This is a genomic window from Streptomyces sp. NPDC090127 (genome assembly GCF_044746945.1).
Lineage (GTDB): Bacteria > Actinomycetota > Actinomycetes > Streptomycetales > Streptomycetaceae > Streptomyces.
Genome location: NZ_JBIVDE010000002.1, coordinates 453,848 through 474,670 on the forward strand (window position 1 = coordinate 453,848; position 20,823 = coordinate 474,670).

General features: G+C 73.9%; 13 protein-coding genes and 1 pseudogene. 7 read left to right on the forward strand and 7 right to left on the reverse strand.

The genetic code is table 11. The annotated features are described in order from the left end of the window. Positions 1-258 precede the first annotated feature (258 nt). Complete coding sequence (locus ACIPPS_RS07705; RefSeq protein ID WP_401428122.1) at positions 259-2,301, reverse strand: prolyl oligopeptidase family protein; 2,043 nt, start codon at positions 2,299-2,301, stop codon at positions 259-261. Positions 2,302-2,662: 361 nt separating this feature from the next. On the opposite strand from ACIPPS_RS07705, the gene ACIPPS_RS07710 reads away from it, so the two are divergent. The 4 genes from ACIPPS_RS07710 (at position 2,663) to ACIPPS_RS07725 (ending at position 8,981) form a co-directional block, all read left to right on the forward strand. After that, complete coding sequence (locus tag ACIPPS_RS07710; RefSeq protein ID WP_401428124.1) at positions 2,663-2,914, forward strand: hypothetical protein; 252 nt, start codon at positions 2,663-2,665, stop codon at positions 2,912-2,914. 97 nt (positions 2,915-3,011) lie between these two features. Continuing rightward, positions 3,012-3,818: an HlyD family efflux transporter periplasmic adaptor subunit gene (locus ACIPPS_RS07715; RefSeq protein ID WP_401428126.1), complete on the forward strand. Its 807-nt coding sequence runs from the start codon at positions 3,012-3,014 to the stop codon at positions 3,816-3,818. Beyond that, positions 3,815-6,097, forward strand: a complete 2,283-nt coding sequence (locus ACIPPS_RS07720; protein ID WP_401428128.1) for an NHLP family bacteriocin export ABC transporter peptidase/permease/ATPase subunit — start codon at positions 3,815-3,817, stop codon at positions 6,095-6,097. Before ACIPPS_RS07715 ends, ACIPPS_RS07720 begins: the two co-directional genes overlap by 4 nt. 1 nt (position 6,098) lies before the next feature. After that, positions 6,099-8,981 (forward strand): NHLP bacteriocin export ABC transporter permease/ATPase subunit, encoded by a 2,883-nt coding sequence (locus ACIPPS_RS07725; protein ID WP_401428130.1) that lies wholly within the window; start codon positions 6,099-6,101, stop codon positions 8,979-8,981. Here the strand turns inward: ACIPPS_RS07725 and ACIPPS_RS07730 are convergent. After that, a complete protein-coding gene (locus ACIPPS_RS07730) occupies positions 8,969-10,192 on the reverse strand; it encodes an MFS transporter (protein ID WP_401428132.1) in 1,224 nt (407 codons plus the stop codon). The genes ACIPPS_RS07725 and ACIPPS_RS07730 overlap by 13 nt on opposite strands. Next, positions 10,189-11,040 carry a DMT family transporter gene (locus tag ACIPPS_RS07735; protein ID WP_401429520.1) on the reverse strand — a complete coding sequence of 284 codons (852 nt, stop codon included), beginning with the start codon at positions 11,038-11,040 and terminating at the stop codon, positions 10,189-10,191. The genes ACIPPS_RS07730 and ACIPPS_RS07735 overlap by 4 nt, the downstream gene beginning before the upstream one ends. Before the next feature lie 151 nt (positions 11,041-11,191). On the opposite strand from ACIPPS_RS07735, the pseudogene ACIPPS_RS07740 reads away from it, so the two are divergent. The 3 genes and pseudogenes from ACIPPS_RS07740 to ACIPPS_RS07750 form a co-directional block, all read left to right on the forward strand. Further along, positions 11,192-12,241: pseudogene (locus tag ACIPPS_RS07740) on the forward strand (AI-2E family transporter); the annotation flags it as partial. A 282-nt stretch (positions 12,242-12,523) separates the two neighbouring features. Further along, positions 12,524-13,306, forward strand: coding sequence for a hypothetical protein (locus ACIPPS_RS07745; protein ID WP_401428134.1), 783 nt, complete (start codon positions 12,524-12,526; stop codon positions 13,304-13,306). Between the two features lie 22 nt (positions 13,307-13,328). Next, the gene (locus ACIPPS_RS07750; protein WP_401428136.1) at positions 13,329-13,808 is read left to right on the forward strand and encodes a hypothetical protein; all 480 of its coding nucleotides are present in this window, start codon (positions 13,329-13,331) and stop codon (positions 13,806-13,808) included. Between the two features lie 126 nt (positions 13,809-13,934). Here the strand turns inward: ACIPPS_RS07750 and ACIPPS_RS07755 are convergent, their stop codons facing one another. The 4 genes from ACIPPS_RS07755 to ACIPPS_RS07770 form a co-directional block, all read right to left on the reverse strand. Further along, on the reverse strand, positions 13,935-15,380 hold the full coding sequence (locus tag ACIPPS_RS07755; RefSeq protein WP_401428138.1) for a glyceraldehyde-3-phosphate dehydrogenase: 1,446 nt from the start codon (positions 15,378-15,380) through the stop codon (positions 13,935-13,937). Between the two features lie 99 nt (positions 15,381-15,479). Next, positions 15,480-17,075: a molybdopterin-dependent oxidoreductase gene (locus ACIPPS_RS07760; RefSeq protein WP_401428140.1), complete on the reverse strand. Its 1,596-nt coding sequence runs from the start codon at positions 17,073-17,075 to the stop codon at positions 15,480-15,482. A 40-nt stretch (positions 17,076-17,115) separates the two neighbouring features. Further along, positions 17,116-17,913: an N-formylglutamate amidohydrolase gene (locus tag ACIPPS_RS07765; RefSeq protein ID WP_401428142.1), complete on the reverse strand. Its 798-nt coding sequence runs from the start codon at positions 17,911-17,913 to the stop codon at positions 17,116-17,118. A gap of 65 nt (positions 17,914-17,978) precedes the next feature. Next, the gene (locus ACIPPS_RS07770; protein WP_401428144.1) at positions 17,979-20,819 is read right to left on the reverse strand and encodes a hypothetical protein; all 2,841 of its coding nucleotides are present in this window, start codon (positions 20,817-20,819) and stop codon (positions 17,979-17,981) included. Positions 20,820-20,823: the final 4 nt, after the last annotated feature.

Below are 20,823 nucleotides of genomic sequence, written 5' to 3' on the forward strand. Positions count from 1 at the left end.
GGTTTGCCTCGCCTCGAACGTCTTTCGGTCGGTCTTCGCTCGTGGGGTCCGAGTGTGCCCCGATTTCCCTCTCCCTTTCGGAATTCCTGGCAATCACACCCCGGCCGTTCGAAGCTGCTGCCATACGCCGCTCGCGACAAGGGCACGGGTGTGCGAATGGGCTCGACCATACCCCGGGGGCGGGTTTCCATAAAGGCACTCCTCGCCCCCGTTCCACGACGCAAACTCCTCCCGACGCGCTATGTGGGGCGGGAATTCTCACAGGTCGTTCGCGGTTTCTTCACCTCTCGTGAGCCGCTGCCACAGGAACGTGTGCATCAGGGCGCTGTTGTGCGCGGCCTGTTCGTTGTCGCTGGCGCCCGCGTGGCCGCCGCCGGTGTTCTCGTGGAGCAGCACCCGGTGGCCGAGCTCGCGCAGCCGTGCGGCCGTCTTGCGGGCGTGGCCGGGGTGGACGCGGTCGTCGCGGGTGGAGGTCATCAGCAGGACCGGCGGGTAGGCGCGGTCCGCGGCGAGCCGGTGGTAGGGGGAGAGCGCGCGGAGGTGGGGCAGGTCGGCCTCGTCGTCCGGGTCGCCGTACTCGGCGATCCAGGACGCGCCCGCGAGGAGCCGGTGGAAGCGGGTCATGTCGAGCAGCGGCACCTGCGCGACGATCGCGCCGAACAGCTCGGGGCGACGGGTGAGCATCGCGCCCATGAGGAGGCCGCCGTTGCTGCCTCCGGCGGCTCCGAGCATCGCCGGGGTGGTGATGCCGCGGGCGACGAGGTCCTCGGCGACGGCGGCGAAGTCCTCGAAGGCGCGCGGCCGGTTCGCCCCCAGAGCGGCCTGGTGCCAGTCGGGTCCGTACTCCCCGCCGCCCCGGATGTTCGCGAGCACGTAGGTGCCGCCCCGCTCCAGCCAGGCACGGCCGCGCACCGATCCGTAGCCGGGGGTGAGGGAGACCTCGAAGCCGCCGTAGCCGTAGAGGAGCGTGGGGCCGGGGCCGTCACGGCGTGCGCGGTCGGGGCCGATGACGAAGTACGGCACCCGTGTGCCGTCCGGGGAGAGGGCGAAGAACTGCTCCACCGCGAGGCCGGTCGCGTCGAAGCGCGCGGGGGCCTGCTTGAGGATCTCGGTGTCGCCGCCGATCTGTCCCCGGTGGAGCGTGGAGGGCTGGAGGAACCCGGAGACGTCCAGGAAGTACTCGTCGGAGACGTCGGGGTCGGTGTCCACGACGGTGACGGCGGACAGCGGCGGTACGTCGGTGAGGGGCCGGCGCGCCCAGGCGCCGCCCGCCGGGGCGGGGGTGAGGATCTCGATGCGGGTGCTGACGTCGCGCATCGTCTCCAGGAGGAGGTGGTGGCGGGTCCACGAGTGCCCGGCGAGCGCGGTCCGCTCGTCGGGGGTGAAGAGCACCTGCGGGGTGCGGTCGCCCGCCAGGAAGGCGTCGAAGTCGAAGGCGAGCAGGGAGCCGGCCCGCTGCCCGAGCCAGTCGGACTTCAGGGTGACGATCAGATGCCGTCGGTGGGCGTACGCCCGGGCGTCGTCCGGGACGTCGATCCTCACCAGGCCGTCGTCGGCGGTCAGGAGGTAGGTCTCGCTGCGGTAGAAGTCGCGTGCGCGGCCGACGAAGTCCCGCTCGAAACCGGGGGTGGTGTCGCGCAGTCCCCAGGCCGACACGTCCCCCTGCCCGGCCTCGAAGACCACGTCGGCGCTCTCCAGGGGGGTGCCCCGGCGCCATCTGCGGACCGTGCGGGGATAGCCGGAGTCGGTAAGTGAGCCCGGCCCGAGGTCCGTGCCGACGAAGACGGTGTCGGCGTCGATCCACCCGATCCGCGTCTTCGCCTCCGGCACCCGGAAGCCGCCCTCGACGAAGGCGCGGGCGGCGAGGTCGAACTCGCGGACCTCCATGGCGTCCCCGCCGTCGCGCGAGAGGCACACCAGCGCGAGGTCGTCCTCCGGGCGGCGCACCCGGGCTCCGGCCCACACCCACTTCTCGCCCTCGGCGGCAGCGAGCGCGTCGACGTCGAGGAGGACCTCCCACTCGGGGTCGTCCTTGCGGTACCGCTCCAGTGTGGTGCGCCGCCACAGGCCGCGCACATGCTCGGCGTCGCGCCAGAAGTTGTAGAGGAAGGCACCGCGCCGGGTGGTGTACGGAATGCGGTCCGAGGCGTCCAGGGCCTCCCGCAGCCGCTCCTTGAGGGCGGCGAAGCCGTCGTCGGCGGCCAGTTCGGCCGCGGTCTCGGCGTTCCGCTCGGCCACCCACGCCAGCGCGGCCTCGCCCTCGACGTCTTCGAGCCACAGGTACGGGTCTTCTTCGGTCATCCCCGCATTGTGCAGGCGTTCACCCCCCGGCAGCTGCCGAAAACCTGCACAACGTGCGTGTGTTGCGGTCGGCCGCCTTCACCGTTCCTCGACCCGGGCCGTGCGCGGGCCGTCCGGTCGGCACGGATCTGTCCGTTAGGTTCCCCGCCCGCTCCGGAGTCCCGGAATGTGTTACTCGATCCTGCGGAGAAGATGTCGGCGTTCGGTGAAATTGACTGCACGGTCGTTTCCGCAGAGACACAACCGTTCACGTGGCGGCGTCAACTGAATTGGTACGGCCACCCGTTCGCGTGCTTTGATCGGCCCGCTGCGGCCGCAGAAACGGATTCCCCCCCCACCCACCGAATGAAAGGTGCGCATCATGCGTCACGACCTTGAGACCGTGGAGATCTCCGACGCCGACCTGGACGCCGTGTCCGGCGGTCTCGTCTCCGTCTCCGGCGGTCTCGCCGGCGCCGCGACCAGCGACGTCACGGGCCTGCTCGGCACCGTCGGTTCGCTCCAGACGGTCCAGGGCGTCGAGGCCATCGCCTCCGGCGTTCCCGGCCTGGCCCAGGGCCTCACCGGCGTCTCGGTGAACGCCTCCGGCATCACCGGTCTCGCCGGCCTCTGAGCCGAATACCGCCCACAAACCCCGGAACCTTCCCCGTTCCGGGGTTTGTGGGCGCCCCCGTTCCCGCCCCGTCCGAATGCAGTCGAGGGAATAGTCCGTGCAGTTCCGCCAGAAGGCGCTTTCCAAGCTGCAATCGCCCGAAGAGCTCGACGTGCCCGTGCGATTCGCGCGCCCGCAGGGGCGTCTGGTGCTGGCCGTCACGGTCGTCGTCATGGCCGTCGCCGGCTACTGGGCCCTCACCGGCACCGTGGCGACCAAGCTGAGCGCGCCCGGCGTCCTCACCCACGCCGAGGGCAGCTACCTCCTGCAGAGCCCGGTCGCCGGTCAGATCACCGAGGTCCTCGTCGAGGAGGGCCGGCCCGTCTCCCCCGGCGCCCCGGTGCTGACCGTCCGTACGGACCAGGGCGACCGGCCCGTGCGCGCGGTGGCCGGCGGCCGGGTGACCACGCTCTTCGCCCGGATGGGACAGGTCGTCACCACCGGGGCGGACGTGGCGACGGTGGAGCGCGTGACCGACCAGGAGGCCCCGCTGCTCGCCGTCCTCTATCTCCCGGGCGAGAGCGCCGCCACGGTCCGGGTGGGCGCCTCGGTCGACCTCGGCGTCCAGTCCGTCCCGCGTGACCGCTTCGGCGTACTGCGGGGCACGGTCAAGGCGGTGAGCCGCACCCCCCAGACCCGGGCCCAGATCGCCTCCTTCCTCGGCGACAGCGGGCTCGCCGCGCAGCTCTCCGGTCAGGGCAACCCGGTCGCGGTCCTGGTCGCCCTCGACCGCTCCGCCGCGACCGCCTCCGGCTACGCCTGGTCCTCCGCGGACGGCCCACCGCACACGATCGAGTCCGGTACGCCCGTCACGGGCTCGGTCCGCCTCGCCGCCCAGCGGCCCGTCGACTGGCTGCTGCCGTGAGCGCGCCGCCGGAGTCCCCGCAGGGCCGGGCGCGGTCCCGCTCCGCGGCCAGGTCCGGGGCCCGCGCCTCGGCGCGCCGGCTCCCGCCCGCCCGGCGCCGTCGGGCGCCCGTTCCCACCGGGCGCGGCACCCGGACCGTGCGGACGCCCACCGTGCTCCAGATGGAGGCCGTCGAGTGCGGCGCGGCCGCCCTGGCGATGGTGCTCGGTCACTACGGCCGCTTCGTCGCGCTGGAGGAGCTGCGCATCGCCTGCGGCGTCTCGCGCGACGGCTCCCGGGCGAGCAACCTGCTGAAGGCGGCGCGCGGTTACGGTCTGCAGGCCAAGGGCATGCAGATGGACCTGGCCGCCCTCGCCGACGTGGCCGCCCCGGCCGTGCTGTTCTGGGAGTTCAACCACTACGTCGTCTACGACGGCATGGGGCGCCGCTTCGGCCGCAGGGGCGTGTGGATCAACGACCCGGGCAAGGGGCGCCGGTTCGTCCCCATGGAGGAGTTCGACACGAGCTTCACCGGGATCGTGCTCACCTTCGAGCCCGGCCCCGGATTCCGGCGCGGCGGGCGCAAGCCCGGCGTCATGGGCGGTCTGCCGGCCCGGCTGCGCGGCACGTCCGGCACCATGGCCGCCGCCGTCGTCTCCAGCCTCCTGCTGGTGGTCGTCGGCGCCTGGGTGCCCGCGCTGAGCCGTACGTACATCGACATGTTCCTCATCGGGAACCAGACCTCGCTGCTCGGCGTGCTCTTCGCCGCGATGGCCACCACGCTCGTCCTCACCGCCACGCTCACCGCGCTCCAACAGGCCAATCTGCTGCGGGGCCGGATCATCACCTCCACCCTGGGCAGCGCCCGCTTCCTTCGGCACCTGCTCAGACTCCCGCTGACCTTCTACGCCCAGCGCAATCCGGCCGACCTGGTCCAGCGCCTGCAGTCCAACGACGCGGTCGCCGAGACCCTCGCCCGCGACCTGGCCGCCGCGGGCGTGGACGCCGTCGTGGTGCTGCTCTACGCCGTGCTGCTGTGGACGTACGACCCCCAGCTCACCGTCGTCGGCGTGTCGATCGCGCTGCTCAACGTGGTGGCCATGCGGATCGTGATCCACCTGCGGGCCACCGGCACGCAGAAGCTGCGGGCCGAGAGCGCCCGGCTGACCAACACCGCGTACAGCGGGCTCCAGCTCATCGAGACGATGAAGGCGACCGGCGGCGAGAACGGCTTCTTCCGCCGCTGGGCCGGGCAGCACGCGACCACCCTCGACGTCCAGCAGCGGCTCGGTGTGCCCAGCGCCTGGCTCGCGGTCGTCGCGCCCACGCTGGCCGCGCTCAACAGCGGGCTGATCCTGATGATCGGCGGCCTGCGGGCGGTGGAGGGCCACCTCACCGTCGGTCTGCTCGTCGCCTTCCAGGCACTGGTGACAAGCTTCACCGCACCGATCACCCGCCTCAACGGCGTGGCCGGCCGGATCCAGGACTTCGCGGCCGACGTGGCGCGTCTCAGGGACGTCGAGAACTTCCCCGTCGACCCGGTGTACACCCGGCGCGAGCCACCCGCCAGGACCCGCCGGCTCAAGGGCCATGTGGAGCTGGACGGCGTCACCTTCGGCTACAGCCCGCTGGACCCCCCGCTCCTGAAGGGCTTCTCGCTCGCCGTGGGCCCCGGACAGCAGGTCGCCCTCGTGGGCGGTTCCGGCAGCGGCAAGTCGACCGTCTCCCGGCTGATCTCGGGCCTGTACGCCCCGTGGGAGGGGGCGATCCGGATCGACGGCATGCGTCTGGAGGACATCCCGCGCGGCGCGCTCGCCGCCTCCGTCTCCTTCGTCGACCAGGACGTCTTCCTCTTCGAGGGGACCGTCCGCGACAACATCGCGCTCTGGGACCCCTCCGTCCCGGACGAGGCCGTCGTCGCCGCCCTGGAGGACGCGGCCGTCTACGACGTGGTCGCCCGGCGGCCCGGCTCCATCCACAGCCGCGTGGAGCAGGACGGCCGCAACTTCTCCGGCGGGCAGCGCCAGCGCCTGGAGATCGCCCGGGCGCTGGTGCGCCGCCCCAGCGTGATGGTCCTCGACGAGGTGACCAGCGCCCTGGACGCGGCGACCGAGCAGGTCATCATCGACAACCTGCGGCGCCGCGGCTGTGCCTGCGTGGTCATCGCGCACCGGCTGAGCACGGTGCGCGACAGCGACGAGATCCTGGTGCTCGACCGGGGCACGGTCGTGGAGCGCGGGCGGCACGCCCAGCTGGTCGCCGCCGGGGGCGCGTACGCCGAACTCGTCAAGGAGCACTGAGGTGACCTTCCCTCACCAGCCCGCCGTCCTCACGGACCCCGCGGTGGATCCCGTCGTCGCGGCCCTCGGCGGGCTCGGCACGGTGGTCGACTGCGCCGGCCTGAGCAGCGTCCCGCTCGAAGGCCCGCACGTGCTGTGGCTGGTCGTCGACGGCGCCGTGGACCTCTTCGCCGTGGACGCCGCCCGGCTCGGCCCCTGGCACTTCCTGGGCCGCCTGGAGGCGGGCACCCTGCTCCTCGGACCGGTGGAGGGCCCCGGACACACGCTGGTCGGGCGGCCCCTGGCGGGTTGCCTGCTGCGCCGCGTGGAGCTGCGGGAGCTGCCGGCGTACGGCGGGCAGTGGTACGAGGGCCAGTGGTACGCCGACCCGGAGCCCTACGGCGCCGTCGAACCGCAGCCGAGCCCCCTGGAACACGCCTTCGCCCTCGGCATCGGACGGGGCCTGCGGGTGCTGTACCAGGCGCCGTTGGACGGTGGCGCGGGCGGCGACCCCGGCGCGGCGGACGACGACGTCCTGTGGATGCGGATCGCCCCCGGAAGCGTGCGGTACGGGGCCGCGTACGAGGGGTACGGGGACGACGCGGCCGGCACGCTCCTCGTCGACACGGCGATGTGGCAGGGGATGGTCGACCAGCAGTACCGGCTGCTGTACGCCCTGGACGGCTGGATCGAGGAGCTGGAGCGCGCCCACGAGGACCGGACGGCGGCCGGGATCGCGGCCGGCCTGGACGCCCGCACCCGGGCGGACCAGGCGCTCGTCGCCTCCATCGGACCGTCGGGCGGCTCGGGCGCGTCCGGCCGGGGCGCCCGGGGGCGGGCGAGCGACGACGCGACGTACGCCGTGTGCCGACTGGTCGCCACGGAGGCCCGGATCACGCTCGCCGGGGCGGCGGAGGCGAGCGCTCTGCCCGGACGCCTCGACCCCGTCGAACGCGTCGCGCTCGCCTCCCGGATCCGTACCCGGGTCGTCCGGCTGGACGGCCGCTGGTGGCGGGAGCACAGCGGGCCGTTGGTGGGCCGGCGCGAGGCGGACGACGCCCCGGTCGCGCTGGTGTGGCGGCGCGGCCGGTACGAGGCCGTCGACCCCGCCACCGGCGCGCGCGAGCGCATCGGGAAGGCCACCGCGGCCACCGTCGCGCCGCGCGCCGTCATGTTCTACCGCCCGCTGCCCGACCGGCCGTTGGGCCTGCTGCCCCTGCTCCGCTTCAGCGTGCGCGGCACGCGCGCGGAGCTGCGCACGCTGCTGCTCTCCGGTCTGGTGGCGGTCGGCCTGGGCGCGCTGGTGCCCATCGCGACCGGCAAGGTGCTCGGCGCGTACGTGCCCCGGGGCGAGACCGGGCTCATCGTGCAGACGGCGCTGGCGATCCTCGCGACCAGCGTCGTCGCGGCCTCCTTCATGCTGCTGCAGAACGTCTCCATCCTGCGTCTCGAGGGCCGGATCGAGGCCACCCTCCAACCCGCCGTCTGGGACCGGCTGCTCCGGCTGCCGACCCGGTTCTTCGCGGGCCGCTCCACCGGGGAGCTGGCCAGTGCGGCCATGGGCATCAGCGCCATCCGCCGGGTGCTCTCCGGCATCGGCCCGGTGATCGTGCAGGCCGGCACGGTCGGCGCGATGAACCTGGTCCTGCTGCTGGTGTACAGCGTGCCCCTGGCGCTGACGGCGCTCGCCATGCTGGTGGTCGTCGCGGTGGTGTTCCTGAGCCTGGGACTGTGGCAGCTGCGGTATCAGCGGCAGTTGATCCGACTCGGCAACAAGCTCAACAACCAGGCGTTCCAGACCCTGCGCGGGCTCCCCAAGCTGCGGGTCGCGGCCGCCGAGAGCTTCGCGTACGCCGCCTGGGCGGGCGAGTTCGCCCGGACCCGGGAGCTGCAGCGGCGGGTCGGCCGGATCACGAACGTCCTCACGGTGCTCGGCGCGGTCTGTCTGCCGCTGTGCACGCTCGTGATGTTCATGCTCCTCGCCGGACCGGCGCGGGGGTCGATGTCCGCCAGTGAGTTCCTCACCTTCAGCACCGCCGTGACCATGCTGCTGTCGTCGGTCACCCAGCTGACCGGCGCGCTCCTGTCGGCCGCCGCCGTCCAGCCGATGTTCGAGCAGGTCAGGCCGGTGTTCCGGGAGACGCCGGAGGTACGGGGCTCCAGCGCGCAGCCGGGTGAGCTGAGCGGGGCGATCGAGGCCGAGAACCTCTCCTTCCGGTACACCGACGACGGCCCTCTGGTCCTCGACGGGGTCGACTTCCGGGTCCGTGCGGGCGATTTCGTCGCGGTCGTCGGGGCCAGCGGCTGCGGCAAGTCGACGCTGCTGCGGCTGCTCATCGGCTTCGACCGGCCGTCGTCCGGGAGTGTCCGCTACGACGGGCAGGACCTGGCGGCGCTCGACCAGGCGGCGGTGCGCCGGCAGTGCGGTGTGGTGCTGCAGAACGCCCAGCCGTTCTCCGGCACGATCCTCGACTGCATCTGCGGGGCGGAGACCTTCCCGCTCGAAGACGCCTGGGCGGCGGCCGCGATGGCGGGCCTGGCCGAGGACATCAAGGCCATGCCGATGGGGATGCACACGATGCTGTCCGACGGCGGCGGCACGATCTCGGGCGGGCAGCGGCAGCGCCTGATGATCGCCCAGGCGTTGATCCGCAGGCCCCGGATCCTCTTCTTCGACGAGGCCACGAGCGCGCTCGACAACGAGGCGCAGCGGGTGGTGATCGAGTCCACCCGGGCCCTGAACGCGACCCGGGTGGTGATCGCCCACCGGCTGTCCACGATCATGGACGCCGACCGGGTGATCGCGATGGCGGACGGCCGGATCGTCCAGGAGGGGTCACCGGCCGAGCTGCTCGCGGACACGACCGGGCTCTTCCACGAACTGGTCCGCCGTCAGCTCCGCTGATCCCGGCCCCCCGCGGCGCGGGCCAGGTAGAGGCCGGTGGTCGCGGCGAGCAGGGTCACGCAGCCGGTGAAGACCAGCCCGGCGGCGTCCAGGCCCAGCCACATCGTCAGCGCGCCGACGCCCACGACGGGCAGGGAGATGCCGGTGTAGGCGACGACGAAGAACGAGGAGACCGTCGCCGCCCGGTGCGCGGGCGGGGCCGCTTCGCCGACGGCGGTCAGTCCGGCGCGGAAGGCGAGCCCCTGGCCGATCCCGCCGCAGACCGCGCCGGCCACCAGGAGCGGCAGCGTCTCCGCCCAGAGGGACGCGCCGACGAGGAGCAGGCCGAGCACGAGCACCCCACAGCCGAGCGGCAGGGCGACTCGCCCGGGCATCCGGGCCGTCCACGACTGGCCCACGGTCGAGGAGAGGAACACCGAGAAGACCACGAGACCCGAGACGGCGTGGTTGGTGATGTCCAGGGTCTGCGCGACGAAGCTCGGCGCCACGGCGGTGAACAGGCCGAGGAGTGCGAATCCCGCGAACGCGGCGAGCGCCGAGGGCGCGAAGACGCCGCGGACCTCCGGCGGTACGTAGAGGCCCGGCGGGCTCGGCCGGGTCAGGAGCCGCGGATGCTCGACGGTCTCCGGCAGGAACAGCACGACGACGCAGGCGACGGCGACCAGCCCGAGGTGGACGAGGAACGGCAGCGACAGCGGCTTCGGGGCGTACTCCGCGAGGAGACCGGCGAGCAGCGGGCCGCAGCCGAGGCCGCCCATGTTGGCGGCGGTGGCGGCGAAGCCCGCGCGGGACGTGTGTTCCGGCCGCGCCAGTTCGAGCACGGTGACCGTGCCGGCGCCGCTCAGCAGCCCGGCCGAGAAGCCCGACAGCAGGCGGCCGGCGAACAGCAGCGGCAGTCCGCCCTCGAAGAGGAAGCAGAGCGCGCTGCCGGCGGCCAGGGCCAGCGCCGCCCACAGGACGGGGCGGCGCCCCACCCGGTCGGAGTGGTTGCCGACGAGGAGGAGGGTGGCGATGACGCCGACGGCGTAGCTGGCGAAGATGACGGTCACCATCAGCTCGGAGAAGCCCAGCTCCTCGCGGTAGAGACCGTAGAGCGGCGTGGGCAGCGTCGTACCGGCCATGCCGATGGCGAAGACGACGGCCGCGGCGAGGTAGCCCAGGTGCCGGCGGCGGGAGTCGGTCGCGGAGGACGGCGCGGTCGCGCGGGTCATGGGGCTCCCTCCGCCCGGGACAGGGCGAGCACCCCGACCACGACCAGTCCGACCCCCAGCACCTCCGGCACCAGCCACCAGCCCACGCGTACGTCCTCCTCGTAGATCAGGATGCCCAGCATCAGGCTCGCCGTGGCGTCGCCCAGCGTGAGCGCGGGCTGCGAGGCGACCAGCGGCCCGCCCTGCATGGCGTGCTCCAGCAGCAGGAGCGCCGCGATCCCGGCCGCACCGAAGGCGTACGTCTGCCAGGCGGTCAGGAAGGCGGTCAGGCCACCGTCGTCCAGGATGTGCATGGACGTCTTCATCAGGCCCGCGGTCAGGGCGTAACAGATCGCGGTCGCGGCGCCGAGGCATCCGGCGCGGGCGCGGCCGGGCGGCCTGCGCAGCCCGGCCGCCGTCAGGGCCACGACCACGGCGGCGGCGACCACGAGCGCCGGGATCCAGCGGTCGAGCGCCACGTGCGTGCGGTTCCCGTCGGGCGAGGCGGCCATCAGCGCCACTCCGAGGCCGACCACGACCGCCGCCACCGCCCCCCACTGCGCCGTCGGCAACCGCTCCCGTGTCATCAGGGAGGCGATCAGCAGCGCGAGGGGCAGCTCCAGCACGAAGAGCGGCTGTACCAGCGCCAGCGGGCCGGTCGCCAGGGCCGCCGCCTGCCCGACTCCGGCGACGATCACGGCGAGGATGCCGGCGATCCAGAGCGGGCGCCGCAGCAGATCGAGGATCAGACCGGGCCGGAAGGAGTCGGTCTGACGGACGGTGAGCGCGGCACGGCGCTGCAGCACCGTGGCGAGCGCGTTGCTGAACGCGGCGCACACGGCGAAGAGGACCGGCAGGACGACACCCACCTCCCGATGGTCACCGGCGTCGCGGGACCGCCGGTCGCCGACACCGGCGCGGGGGCGCGGTTCACCCCGTACGCGCCCGTCCTGCGGCCGGTCGGCCGAATACCGGGCCGTGCGCGTGGCCCGCCGGGCCCGTGGTGGTACGTCGTCGGACATGCAGCCTGGCACACCGCCGTCGGTGATCCCGTTCCTCCGTACCGCCGCCGCCTACGCCTGGCGTCTGCTCGTCGTCGGCGCGCTGGTGTACAGCCTGTTCGCCCTGCTCGGGCGCTTCCACGAGATCGGGGTGGCCGTCTTCCTCGGTCTGGTGATCACCGCGCTGCTGCGTCCGGTGGCCGACGTGGTCGCCCGGGGGCTGCCCCGCCCGCCGGCGGTCGCCCTCACCCTCCTCGGCAGCCTCGCGCTGGTCCTGGGCGTCCTGGCGCTGGTCGGTGAGGCGGTGGACGGCGAGCGGACGACGCTGGTACGGGAGTTCCGGGACGGCATCGGCCGGATCGAGGACTGGCTGGAGCGGCCGCCGTTCCGGCTGAACCCGGAGGCGCTCTCCGATGTGCAGAGCAGGATCGGCCAGTTCCTGTCGAGCCACCGGTCGGCCCTGGTCAGCGAGGCGGTGAGCGGGGCGCACCGGCTGGTGGAGGTGCTCACGACGCTGGCCCTCGCGCTGTTCTGCTCGGTGTTCTTCATCCACTCGGGAGACCGGCAGTGGACATGGCTGCGGGAGCAGCTGCCGAGGGGCGTGCGCGACCGGATGGACGTCGGCGGCCGGGCGGCCTGGAGCACGTTCACCGGCTACACCCACGGGATCGTCCTGGTCGCGGCGGTGAACGCGATCCTCGTGGGGCTCGCCCTGTGGCTGCTCGGGGTGCCGCTCGCGGTCCCGCTGGCGCTCCTGGAGTTCGTCGCCGCGTTCGTGCCGCTGATCGGCTCGCCGATCGCGCTGGCGGTCGCCGCCGTCGTGGCCCTGGCGTCGCAGGGTCCCTGGGTGGCGGCGATCGTGGTCGGCCTCATCGTGATCATCGGTCAGATCGAGGGACACCTGCTGCACCCGCTCGTCATGAGCTGGGCGGTGCGGCTGCACCCGCTGGTGGTGGCGATCTCGGTGATCGCGGGGGCGATCGCCGCGGGGGTGGTGGGGGCGGTGGTGGCGGTGCCGCTGGTGTCGGTCGTCTGGTCGGTGTGGACGGCGCTACGGGACTCCGGCGGCGGGCGCACGGCCGCGGGCGACGGCGGGGGCGGGGATGGCGACGGCGACGGCGACGACGACGACGGCGACGGCGACGAGGGCAAGGCCGGGGACCCGGACACGGACACGGAGACGGGCGGGGGCGCGCACCGGGACGCGCGCGGGGGCAGGGGCGCGGGCCGAGGCGGAGACACCGGCGAGGCGGCGCCGCCGGTGGTGTGAGCCGGTCACCGCGGACCTCGTGACCGCGCCGTCGCGGGGCCGTTCCCCGCTCGCGGCGGCGCGGTCGTGCACAGTGAGGTCATGGACGTCGAGCGGGTCATCGATGAGCTGTACGGGGTGGAGCCGGGCGAGTTCGTCGCGGCCAGGGACGCCCGGGCGGCCGAGGCGCGGAGCGCCGAGGACCAGGCCGCCGCGAAGCGCATCGCGGGCCTGCGCCGGCCCACCCTCGCCGCCTGGGCCTCGAACCGCTTCGTACGGGAACGGCCGGAGGACGTCCGGCGGCTGCTGGCGCTCGGCGAGACGCTCCAGGAGGCCCACCGGCTGCTGGACCCGACGACGTTCCGCGAGGCCGCCGGTCAGCAGCACAAGGTGATCGCCGCGGAGGTCCGCGCGACGGCGGCGCTCGCCGCGGAGGCGGGCCATCCACTGAGCGCCTCGGTCCAGCAGGAGGTGGAACAGCTCCTCCGTGCGGTGCTGGCCGACCCCGACATCGCCGCGGAGTGGTCGGCGGGCCGGCTGACCAAGCCTCCGGAGGCCCCGGTGGGGTTCGGCGCGGTCACGCCGGAGAGCCTGCCGGCGCGTTCGGCGGCTCCCCCTGCCCCGCCCGAGGCCGACACCCGCGTCGCCGAACGGGCCCGCGCCGCCGCCGAGAAGGCGGAGGCCGAGGCGCGGCGCGCGGACGAGGAGTGGGACGCGGCGAAGTCCCGCGCGGACGAGGCGGACGCCGAGGTGACCCGTCTGGAGGAGGAGCTTCGCCGGGCCACGTCCGAGCGGCGCGAGGCGCGGGCGGCGGCGACGGCGGCCGGCAAGGCGGCCCGGCAGGCCCGCGCACGGGCCGAGGAGGCCCGCGCCGACCAGGCGTGACGGCCGTGCCACCATGTGGATCATGAAACGCGAAGGCGCCTGGGCGGCGGGACCCGTCGGCGACGGGGACACCGGACGCGACGCATTGCTGGCACTGGTGGAGCAGGGAGCCCGTGGGCTCCCCGACGAGCAGGTGGTGACGGCGGCCGCCGTGTGCGAGCTGTGCGGGTCGGGGGACTTCGCCACGGCGGAGTTCGAGGTGAGGCTCGGTGAGTGCTACTGCGTGGGTTGCCTCCTCCCGATCGGGGTGCGCGACGGGGACGTCCTGGCCCGCGCCTTCCAGCGGCCGGGCAGTCTCCCGTGGCGTCTCACGCACATGACGGGGCGGCCGGACCAGGTCACGTGTCCCGAGGGGCACGTGGTGTTCCAGGTCGCTGTGGCGCTGGTCCTGGACGGGGACGCGGCGGCGCGGTCCGTCTCGGTCGGGCTGCGCTGCCCGGAGGACGGCGGGCTGCACCTGTACGTCGACAACGCGCGGGTGAGCGAGCGGGCGCCCGGCTGACGCGACGGCGGTGCGGGCGAGCACGGCGGAGGGTTCCCGCTCCGGGTCGGCGAGCAGGGCCGAGGACGGAGCGAGGCCCCCGCCGGGTGGGCGGGGGCCTCGCTCGCGGTACGTACGCGCCGGGGGTCAGACCGCCGGGGCCGGGTACGTCGGGTACTCGACGCCGGAGACGTGCTGGACGACCCGGATGACCTGGCACGAGTAGCCGAACTCGTTGTCGTACCAGAGGTAGAGGATCGCGTTGTCGCCGTCGACCTTGGTGGCGCCCGCGTCGACGATCGAGGCGTGGCGCGAGCCCACGAAGTCCATGGAGACCGCGTCGGGCGCCGTGGTGAAGTCGATCTGGCGCTTCAGCGGCGAGTGCAGCGAGACGTCGCGGAGGTGGTCGAGGACCTCCTCACGGGTGGTCTCGCGGCCCAGGCGCAGGCTCAGGATGGCGATCGAGACGTCCGGCACGGGGACGCGGATCGAGCTGCCGGTGATCGGCGCCTTCAGCTCGGGAAGCGCCTTGGCGACGGCCGAGGCGGCGCCGGTCTCCGTGATCACCATGTTGAGCGGCGCGGAGCGGCCGCGGCGGTCGGCCTTGTGGTAGTTGTCCAGCAGGTTCTGGTCGTTGGTGAACGAGTGGACGGTCTCCACGTGGCCGCGCAGGACGCCGTACTCGTCGTCCATCGCCTTCAGCGGCGGCACGATCGCGTTCGTGGTGCAGGACGCGCAGGACAGGATCTGCTCGTCCGGCTTGATCGTGTCGTGGTTGACGCCGTGGACGATGTTCGGGACGTCGCCCTTGCCCGGAGCGGTCAGGACGACCTTGTCGATGCCGGGGCGCAGGTGCTTCGAAAGGCCCTCGCGGTCCCGCCACTTGCCCGTGTTGTCGACGAGGATGGCGTCCTTGATGCCGTACGCCGTGTAGTCGACCTCGGAGGGGTCGTTGGCGTAGATCACCTTGATGGTGTTGCCGTTGGCGACGATCGTGCTGGTCGCCTCGTCGACGGTGATCGTGCCCTGGAACTGGCCGTGGATCGAGTCGCGGCGCAGCAGCGAGGCGCGCTTGACCAGGTCCTGCTCGCCGCCGCCCCGCACGACGATGGCCCGCAGCCGCAGGCCGTTGCCGGAGCCGGCCTTCTCGATGAGCAGGCGCGCGACGAGGCGGCCGATGCGGCCGAACCCGTAGAGGACGACGTCGCGGCCGTCGCGGCACTCGATCTTGTTGGCGCCCGTGGCGCCGGCGACGGCGTCGGCGGTGAACTCCTCCACCGACAGGCCCTGGTCGTCGCTCTTGTAGGCCTCGGCGAGCAGCGCGATGTCGATCTGCGACGGGCCGAGGTCGAGCGTGGTCAGCGCCTGGAGGAAGGGCAGGGTCTCGGTGACCGAGAGCTCCTCGCCGGCGATCTGACGGGCGAACCGGTGGGTCTTGAGGATGCTGACAACCGACTTGTTCACCAAGGATCGGCTGTGGACCAGGACCGTGACGTCCCGCTCCCGGTGCAACTTCCCGATGATCGGGATCATCGACTCCGCGATCTCCTCGCGGTTCTTCCAGCTGGTGAACGAGTCGTCATTGACAGTCACGAGTTCATCTTTCGAGCTAGGCGGTGCTCATATGCTAACCCGTCGAACATTTGATCTTTCCCCGGGCCCTTCCCGGCCGCCCGTCCCGCCCCGCTCGCCTCAGGGCGCCTCCACCGTCACGACGACCGAGTGCCAGCCGGCGGCCCCGTCCGGCATGGTGTCGGTGCGCCGCTCGGGCTGGGTCGCACCGGTGCCGTCGGTGGCCCGGACCGTGAGGGTGTGGCGGCCCGGCTCGGCCTGCCAGGGGTGGACCCACTGGCGCCAGGTGTCCCGACTGTCCTCGGTGCCGAGCCGGGCCTCCCGCCAGGGGCCGTCGTCGACCCTGACCTCCACCCGCGAGATGCCCCGGTGCTGGGCCCAGGCGACCCCGGCCACCATGACGGTCCCCGCGGCCGGGCGGGCCAGGCCGCGGGGCGTGTCGATCCGGGACTGGGTCTTGACCGGGGCCTCGGCCGCCCAGCCGCGCGGGACCCAGTAGGCGTCGTAGGCGTCGAAGGTGGTCAGTTCGAGGGACTCCAGCCACTTGCAGGCGGAGACGTAGCCGTAGAGCCCGGGGACGAGCATGCGGACCGGGAAGCCGTGGTCGAAGGGCAGCGGCTCGCCGTTCATGCCGAAGGCGAGCAGGGCGTCACGGCCGTCCATGACGGCCTCCACGGGGGTGCCGATGGTCATGCCGTCGACGGACCGGGCGACGAGCTGATCGGCGGGGCCGCCCTCGGACGGCGGGCGCACCCCGGCCTCACGGAGCAGGTCCGCGAGGCGTACGCCGAGCCAGCGGGCGTTGCCGACGAGAGGGCCCCCGACCTCGTTGGAGACACAGGCGAGGGTGATGTCCCGTTCCACCACCTCACGGCTCATCAGCTCGCGCAGGTCGAGGGTGAGCTCGCGGCGCACTCCCGCGCCGTGGACGCGCAGGCGCCACTCGTCGGCGTCGACCTGGGGCACCAGGAGCGCGGTGTCGATCCGGTAGAAATCCGCGTTCGGGGTGATGAAGCGGCTGATTCCGGGCACGTCGAGCTGCGCTCCGCGCGGCACGGCCGGCGCCGCCGATTGCGGCCGGGGCAGCCGCAGGGCGTTGCGGGAGGCGGTGGCGCCCGCCTGGGCGGGCGGGCCGATCGCCCGGCCGAGCGCGGCGCCGACGGTCGCCGTGAGGCCCGTGGCGGCGGCGACGACGAGGAACCCTCGCCGGTCGGCGCGGGCGGCCGCCCGCGCCGGTTCGTCGGCGTCCGAGGCGAGCAGCCTGCGGACCAGGACGTACAGCAGGACGGCTCCCGCCACCGCTCCGACCAGCGAGGGGAGGGCGTCGAGCGCGGAGTCGGAGTCGGGCCGGGTGACGGCCGCGAGCGCGCCGACGACACCGAAGCCGAGGACCCCGGCGGCCCCCGCCGTGGGGTGGCGCAGGGCGAGCAGCCCAAGGGCGGCGGCGATCAGGCCGAGGACGACCACGATGCCCAGCAGGAGGACGACCTTGTCGTTCGTTCCGAACGTACGGATCGCCCATTGCTCGATCGCGACCGGGGTCCGGTCGACGACCGCGTCGCCGACGGCCGTCACGGGGCCCGACTCGTGGCGGATCAGTCCGGCGAGGATGTCGGCGACGGCCAGGGCGACATAGCCGGAGAGCACCCCGGCGACGAGGGCGAGCAGCCGGTCGGTCCGGGTGGGCCGGCGGTGGGCGGGGCGGGTGGCGTTCATGGTCCCAGCATCGGCACGAAGGGGCCGTCACGGGGGGATTTCAGCCGAGCGGCGCCGCCGCTTCGTCGACGAGGGCCGCCAGCGCCGCGCCCAGGGCGTCGAGGCCCGGTCCGGCGGGGCCGCCGGGCTCGCTCATGTAGACGTCGCGCCGGATCTCGATCATCAGGGCGGAGACGCGCGGATCACGGCCGTGGTGCGCCAGCGGTACGTACGTCCCGGCGAAGGGGCTGTCCGTCCCGATGCCGCCGAACGACGCGAACGCCCTGCGCGCCGCGTCCACCAGGGCGGGCGGTGTGTGGAAGGGGTCGGTACCGAGGCAGATCGGCGGCCGCGGGCCGGTGCCGTGCAGCTCGTAGGGCAGCGCCTCGGTCGGGTACGAGTGCACGTCGACGACGACGGCGCGGCCGGCCGCCGCGAGGCGCGCGTCGACGGCGTCCGTCATGGCCCGGGCGTACGGCGTGAAGTAGCGGTCGAGGAGCGGGCCCGCGTCGAACTCCTCGGGCCGCAGGGCGGCGCGGTGCGTGGTCCGGGTGTACACGGCGCCCATGCCGACCGCGCGCATCTCCTCCCGCTCGTCCGGGAAGCGCTCGGGGTCGACGACCAGCCGGGAGAGCAGGTTGACGAACCGCCAGGGGGTGACGGCCGCTGCCCGCGCGGCGGTGTCGGCGAGGGCGGCGGTGTGGGAGTCGGTGATGTGGTCCAGTTCGCGCGCGAGCTCGTCGTCCCCGAGCACGATGCCCTCGCGCACGTCCGGAGGCACCTCCCGGGAGGAGTGCGGCACATGGAGGAGGACCGGGGAGCCGGGGGCTCCGGGGTGGAGTCGGAAGGACGGAGTCATGGAACTGGCCTCGCTGGACGGCGTGGGTGGCGGACCGGACGGCGCGCGCCGTCCGGTCCGTATCGTCACATCGGTGCCGCGGCGTCCCGCACGGTGCCCGTGAACTCGGGCCCGTGGTGCGGCTCCCCGTCGTCGTCGTACGTGGTCAGCCGGGCCCGCAGGGTCTCGGTGGGCTCGGCGACCGTGTCCCTGACGGTCGGGATCGTCACGTCGAGGCTGGTCCTGCCCGGCGGCACGTCCGCCCAGACGGCCGTGTTCTCCCCTTCCCAGCCGAGCCGGGAGAGCGGCACGGCCGGGTCCGGCACGCTGCCGAAGTTCTCCTCCAGCCAACTCGGCGCCACGTCCGCCGTGGACAGTTCCTGGCCGCCGGTGACCGGCAGGATCTCGAGCACGCCGCCGACCTCCACGTCGGCGGCCTCGGACAGCGTCAGCCGCCAGGTCAGCGGCGCGCCCTCGGTGACGTCGTGGGCGACCGGGGTCAGGGTGACCGTGGGCCGCTCGTCGTCGTTCCGCGCGGTCACCCCGCCACGGTGGGAGCCGACGGCGACCCCCTTGACCGCCTTCACGGACACGTCCCGTGAGAGGTCGTAGCCGTAGCGGGTGTTGCCCGTCACCTCGACGGGCACGTCGAGGCTCTGGCTGCCCGGACGGACCGTCACGATCCGGGAGATGACCTCCTCCGAGTCGGGCTGGGTGACGAAGACGCGGACCTGGCCGCTGCCCTCGCCGGAGACCTGGACCGGAACGCGGTAGGTCCGCACGCCGGAGTCGCCCTCGTCCACGGTCAGCCGGCCGATGTCGACGCGCGGCATCGCGCCCGGCACGGCCGCCGGAGTGCCGGGGCGCCAGCCCCAGGCGTCCATCAGCCATGCCTGGCCGGAGCCGCCGCGCGGGGTCAGTTCGAGGGTGGTGATCCGGGTCAGGTCCAGCTTGTCGCGGAGGGCCATCGCCAGCGGCACGCGGACCTCCCGGCCCCAGTGGGAGGCGGTCCGGTCGCTGCCGGGGAGCCCGTCGAGCTGGGCGCGGCCGAGCTGGGCGCGGCGGCCGGAGGCGTCGACGAGCCCGATCTCCAGGCGCGTGCCGGTGGTGTTGGGCGGCACGATGACGCGCAGCGCCAGGGAGCCGGAGCCCTTGAGGGAGACCGGTCGCGCGGAGCGGAGGGTGACCGGCTTCCCCGTACCCGACCACGTCATGCGGACGGCGTCACGGCCCGGCTCGGGCGAGGTCTCCCAGAACGCGAAGTGCGGGGACTGGCCGCCGGCCTGCCCCTCGGTCTGCGGCAGGCAGGCGCGGGCCGGGTCCGGGTCGATCTGCGCGCACAGTCGCCCGCCGCCGGAGACGGTGAGTCCGGGGCCGGGCAGGAAGCCGGGGGCGCGGTGCGCGCCGACGGCGTGGCTGAGGACGCGCGCGGGGCCGGCCGAGGGGGCGCGGCGGCCGGTGCCGTCGAGCAGCGGGCGGACCCGGTCGTCGCCCCCGACGAACAGCTGGGCGGCGGCGGCGATGTAGGTGGCGCCGGCGGCCTGCTGCTGGGTGGCGGTCAGCCGGGTCGCGGCGCCGGGTGAGCACACCGGGTCCGGCACCTCGTCCGACCAGAAGTCGTCGAAGGCGGGCGCCTCGGCCTGGCCCGGGGTCCACTCGCTGTTGAAGAAGTTGTGGTTGGCGCCGACCATGTACACCGCGCTCTGCAGAGCGGAGCCGCTGCCGACGCCGCGTGTGCCGTCGACGTAGATCTGGCCCTGCAGGTCCGAGACGTCACCGTCGCAGCCGGGCAGCACGGTCATCGAGGGCACGTCCGGGGCCGGGTTCTGGCCGAAGATCGTGGGGCCGATGAGGACGTTGCCGCGAATGGTCCAGCACGCCGGGCCCGGGGCTCCGTCCTGGTCGGCCGGGGGCCGGTGGAGGCTGTCGAGCGCCGCGCGGTTCACGCCCTCGCCACCGCGCGAGTGGCCGACGAGCAGGACGCGGGAGAGGTCGGCGGGTGCGGTGGCGCGCACGGCGGCCGGAGCGCCGGAGGGCGCCGCGGACCAGTCCGCCCAGTGGGACAGATGCCGGCGGACGAGCGAGGAGCGGGCCTGCGCGCCGCCGTCCTCCGCCGCGTGGTCCTGGCCGTTGATGCCGTTGGCGGAGATGGAGACGGTCACATAGCCCTGGGAGGCGAGGAGTCGCTGCGCGCGCAGATAGCCCTTGTGGCTCGGGATCGGCTTGGTGCCGGGGGCGCAGGGCCAGTCGCCGGTCACCTCCTCCTCGCCGGCGTAGCAGGTGCCGTGGCGGCCGTGCAGGAAGAGCGCGAGCGGCCGCTTCCCGGGGGCGCCGGCCGGCCCGACGACTTCGGCGCGCATCTCGATCGGTTCGGCGTATCCGGGCAGCCGGACGGACGGCAGGTCGTACGCGCCGCTGACGGTGCGGTAGGCGCCGGGCGTGCCCGGGTCGACCGGGTTGACCGGCAGGGGGGCTTCCGCGCGCGGGGAGGGGGCGGCGGGGCGGGTGGTGCGGGGCGCCCTGCTCGCGGCGTCGGCGTCGCCCGGGGTGCCGGCGTCGAGGCGGCGTCCGGCGGCCATCACCCGCAGCTCCTTGGCGGAGCCCAGCCGTACGCCGTCGGCCTTCAGCCGGAACGCGTGGCCGTCGGCGGCCGGTGCGGGGCGGCCGAGGAGCCGCTCGCCCGCGTAGAACTCGACACGGGCGTCGCCCATGGGCACGGGGTCGGGGGAGGTCCAGACGAGCTCCCGGTCGGCGCCTTCGCCGATGAGACGCCAGCCCGCCGGCAGGGCTTCGGCCCCGTCGCCTCTCTCGCCGCCCGCTCGGGACAGGGACCCCGGGGGCGGTGCGGCGAACGCCGGCAGGGGCGCCGCCGCGGCCAGGGCGACCAGCGCCACGGCCGTGGTCACCACACGTGTGACACGTATCAAAGCG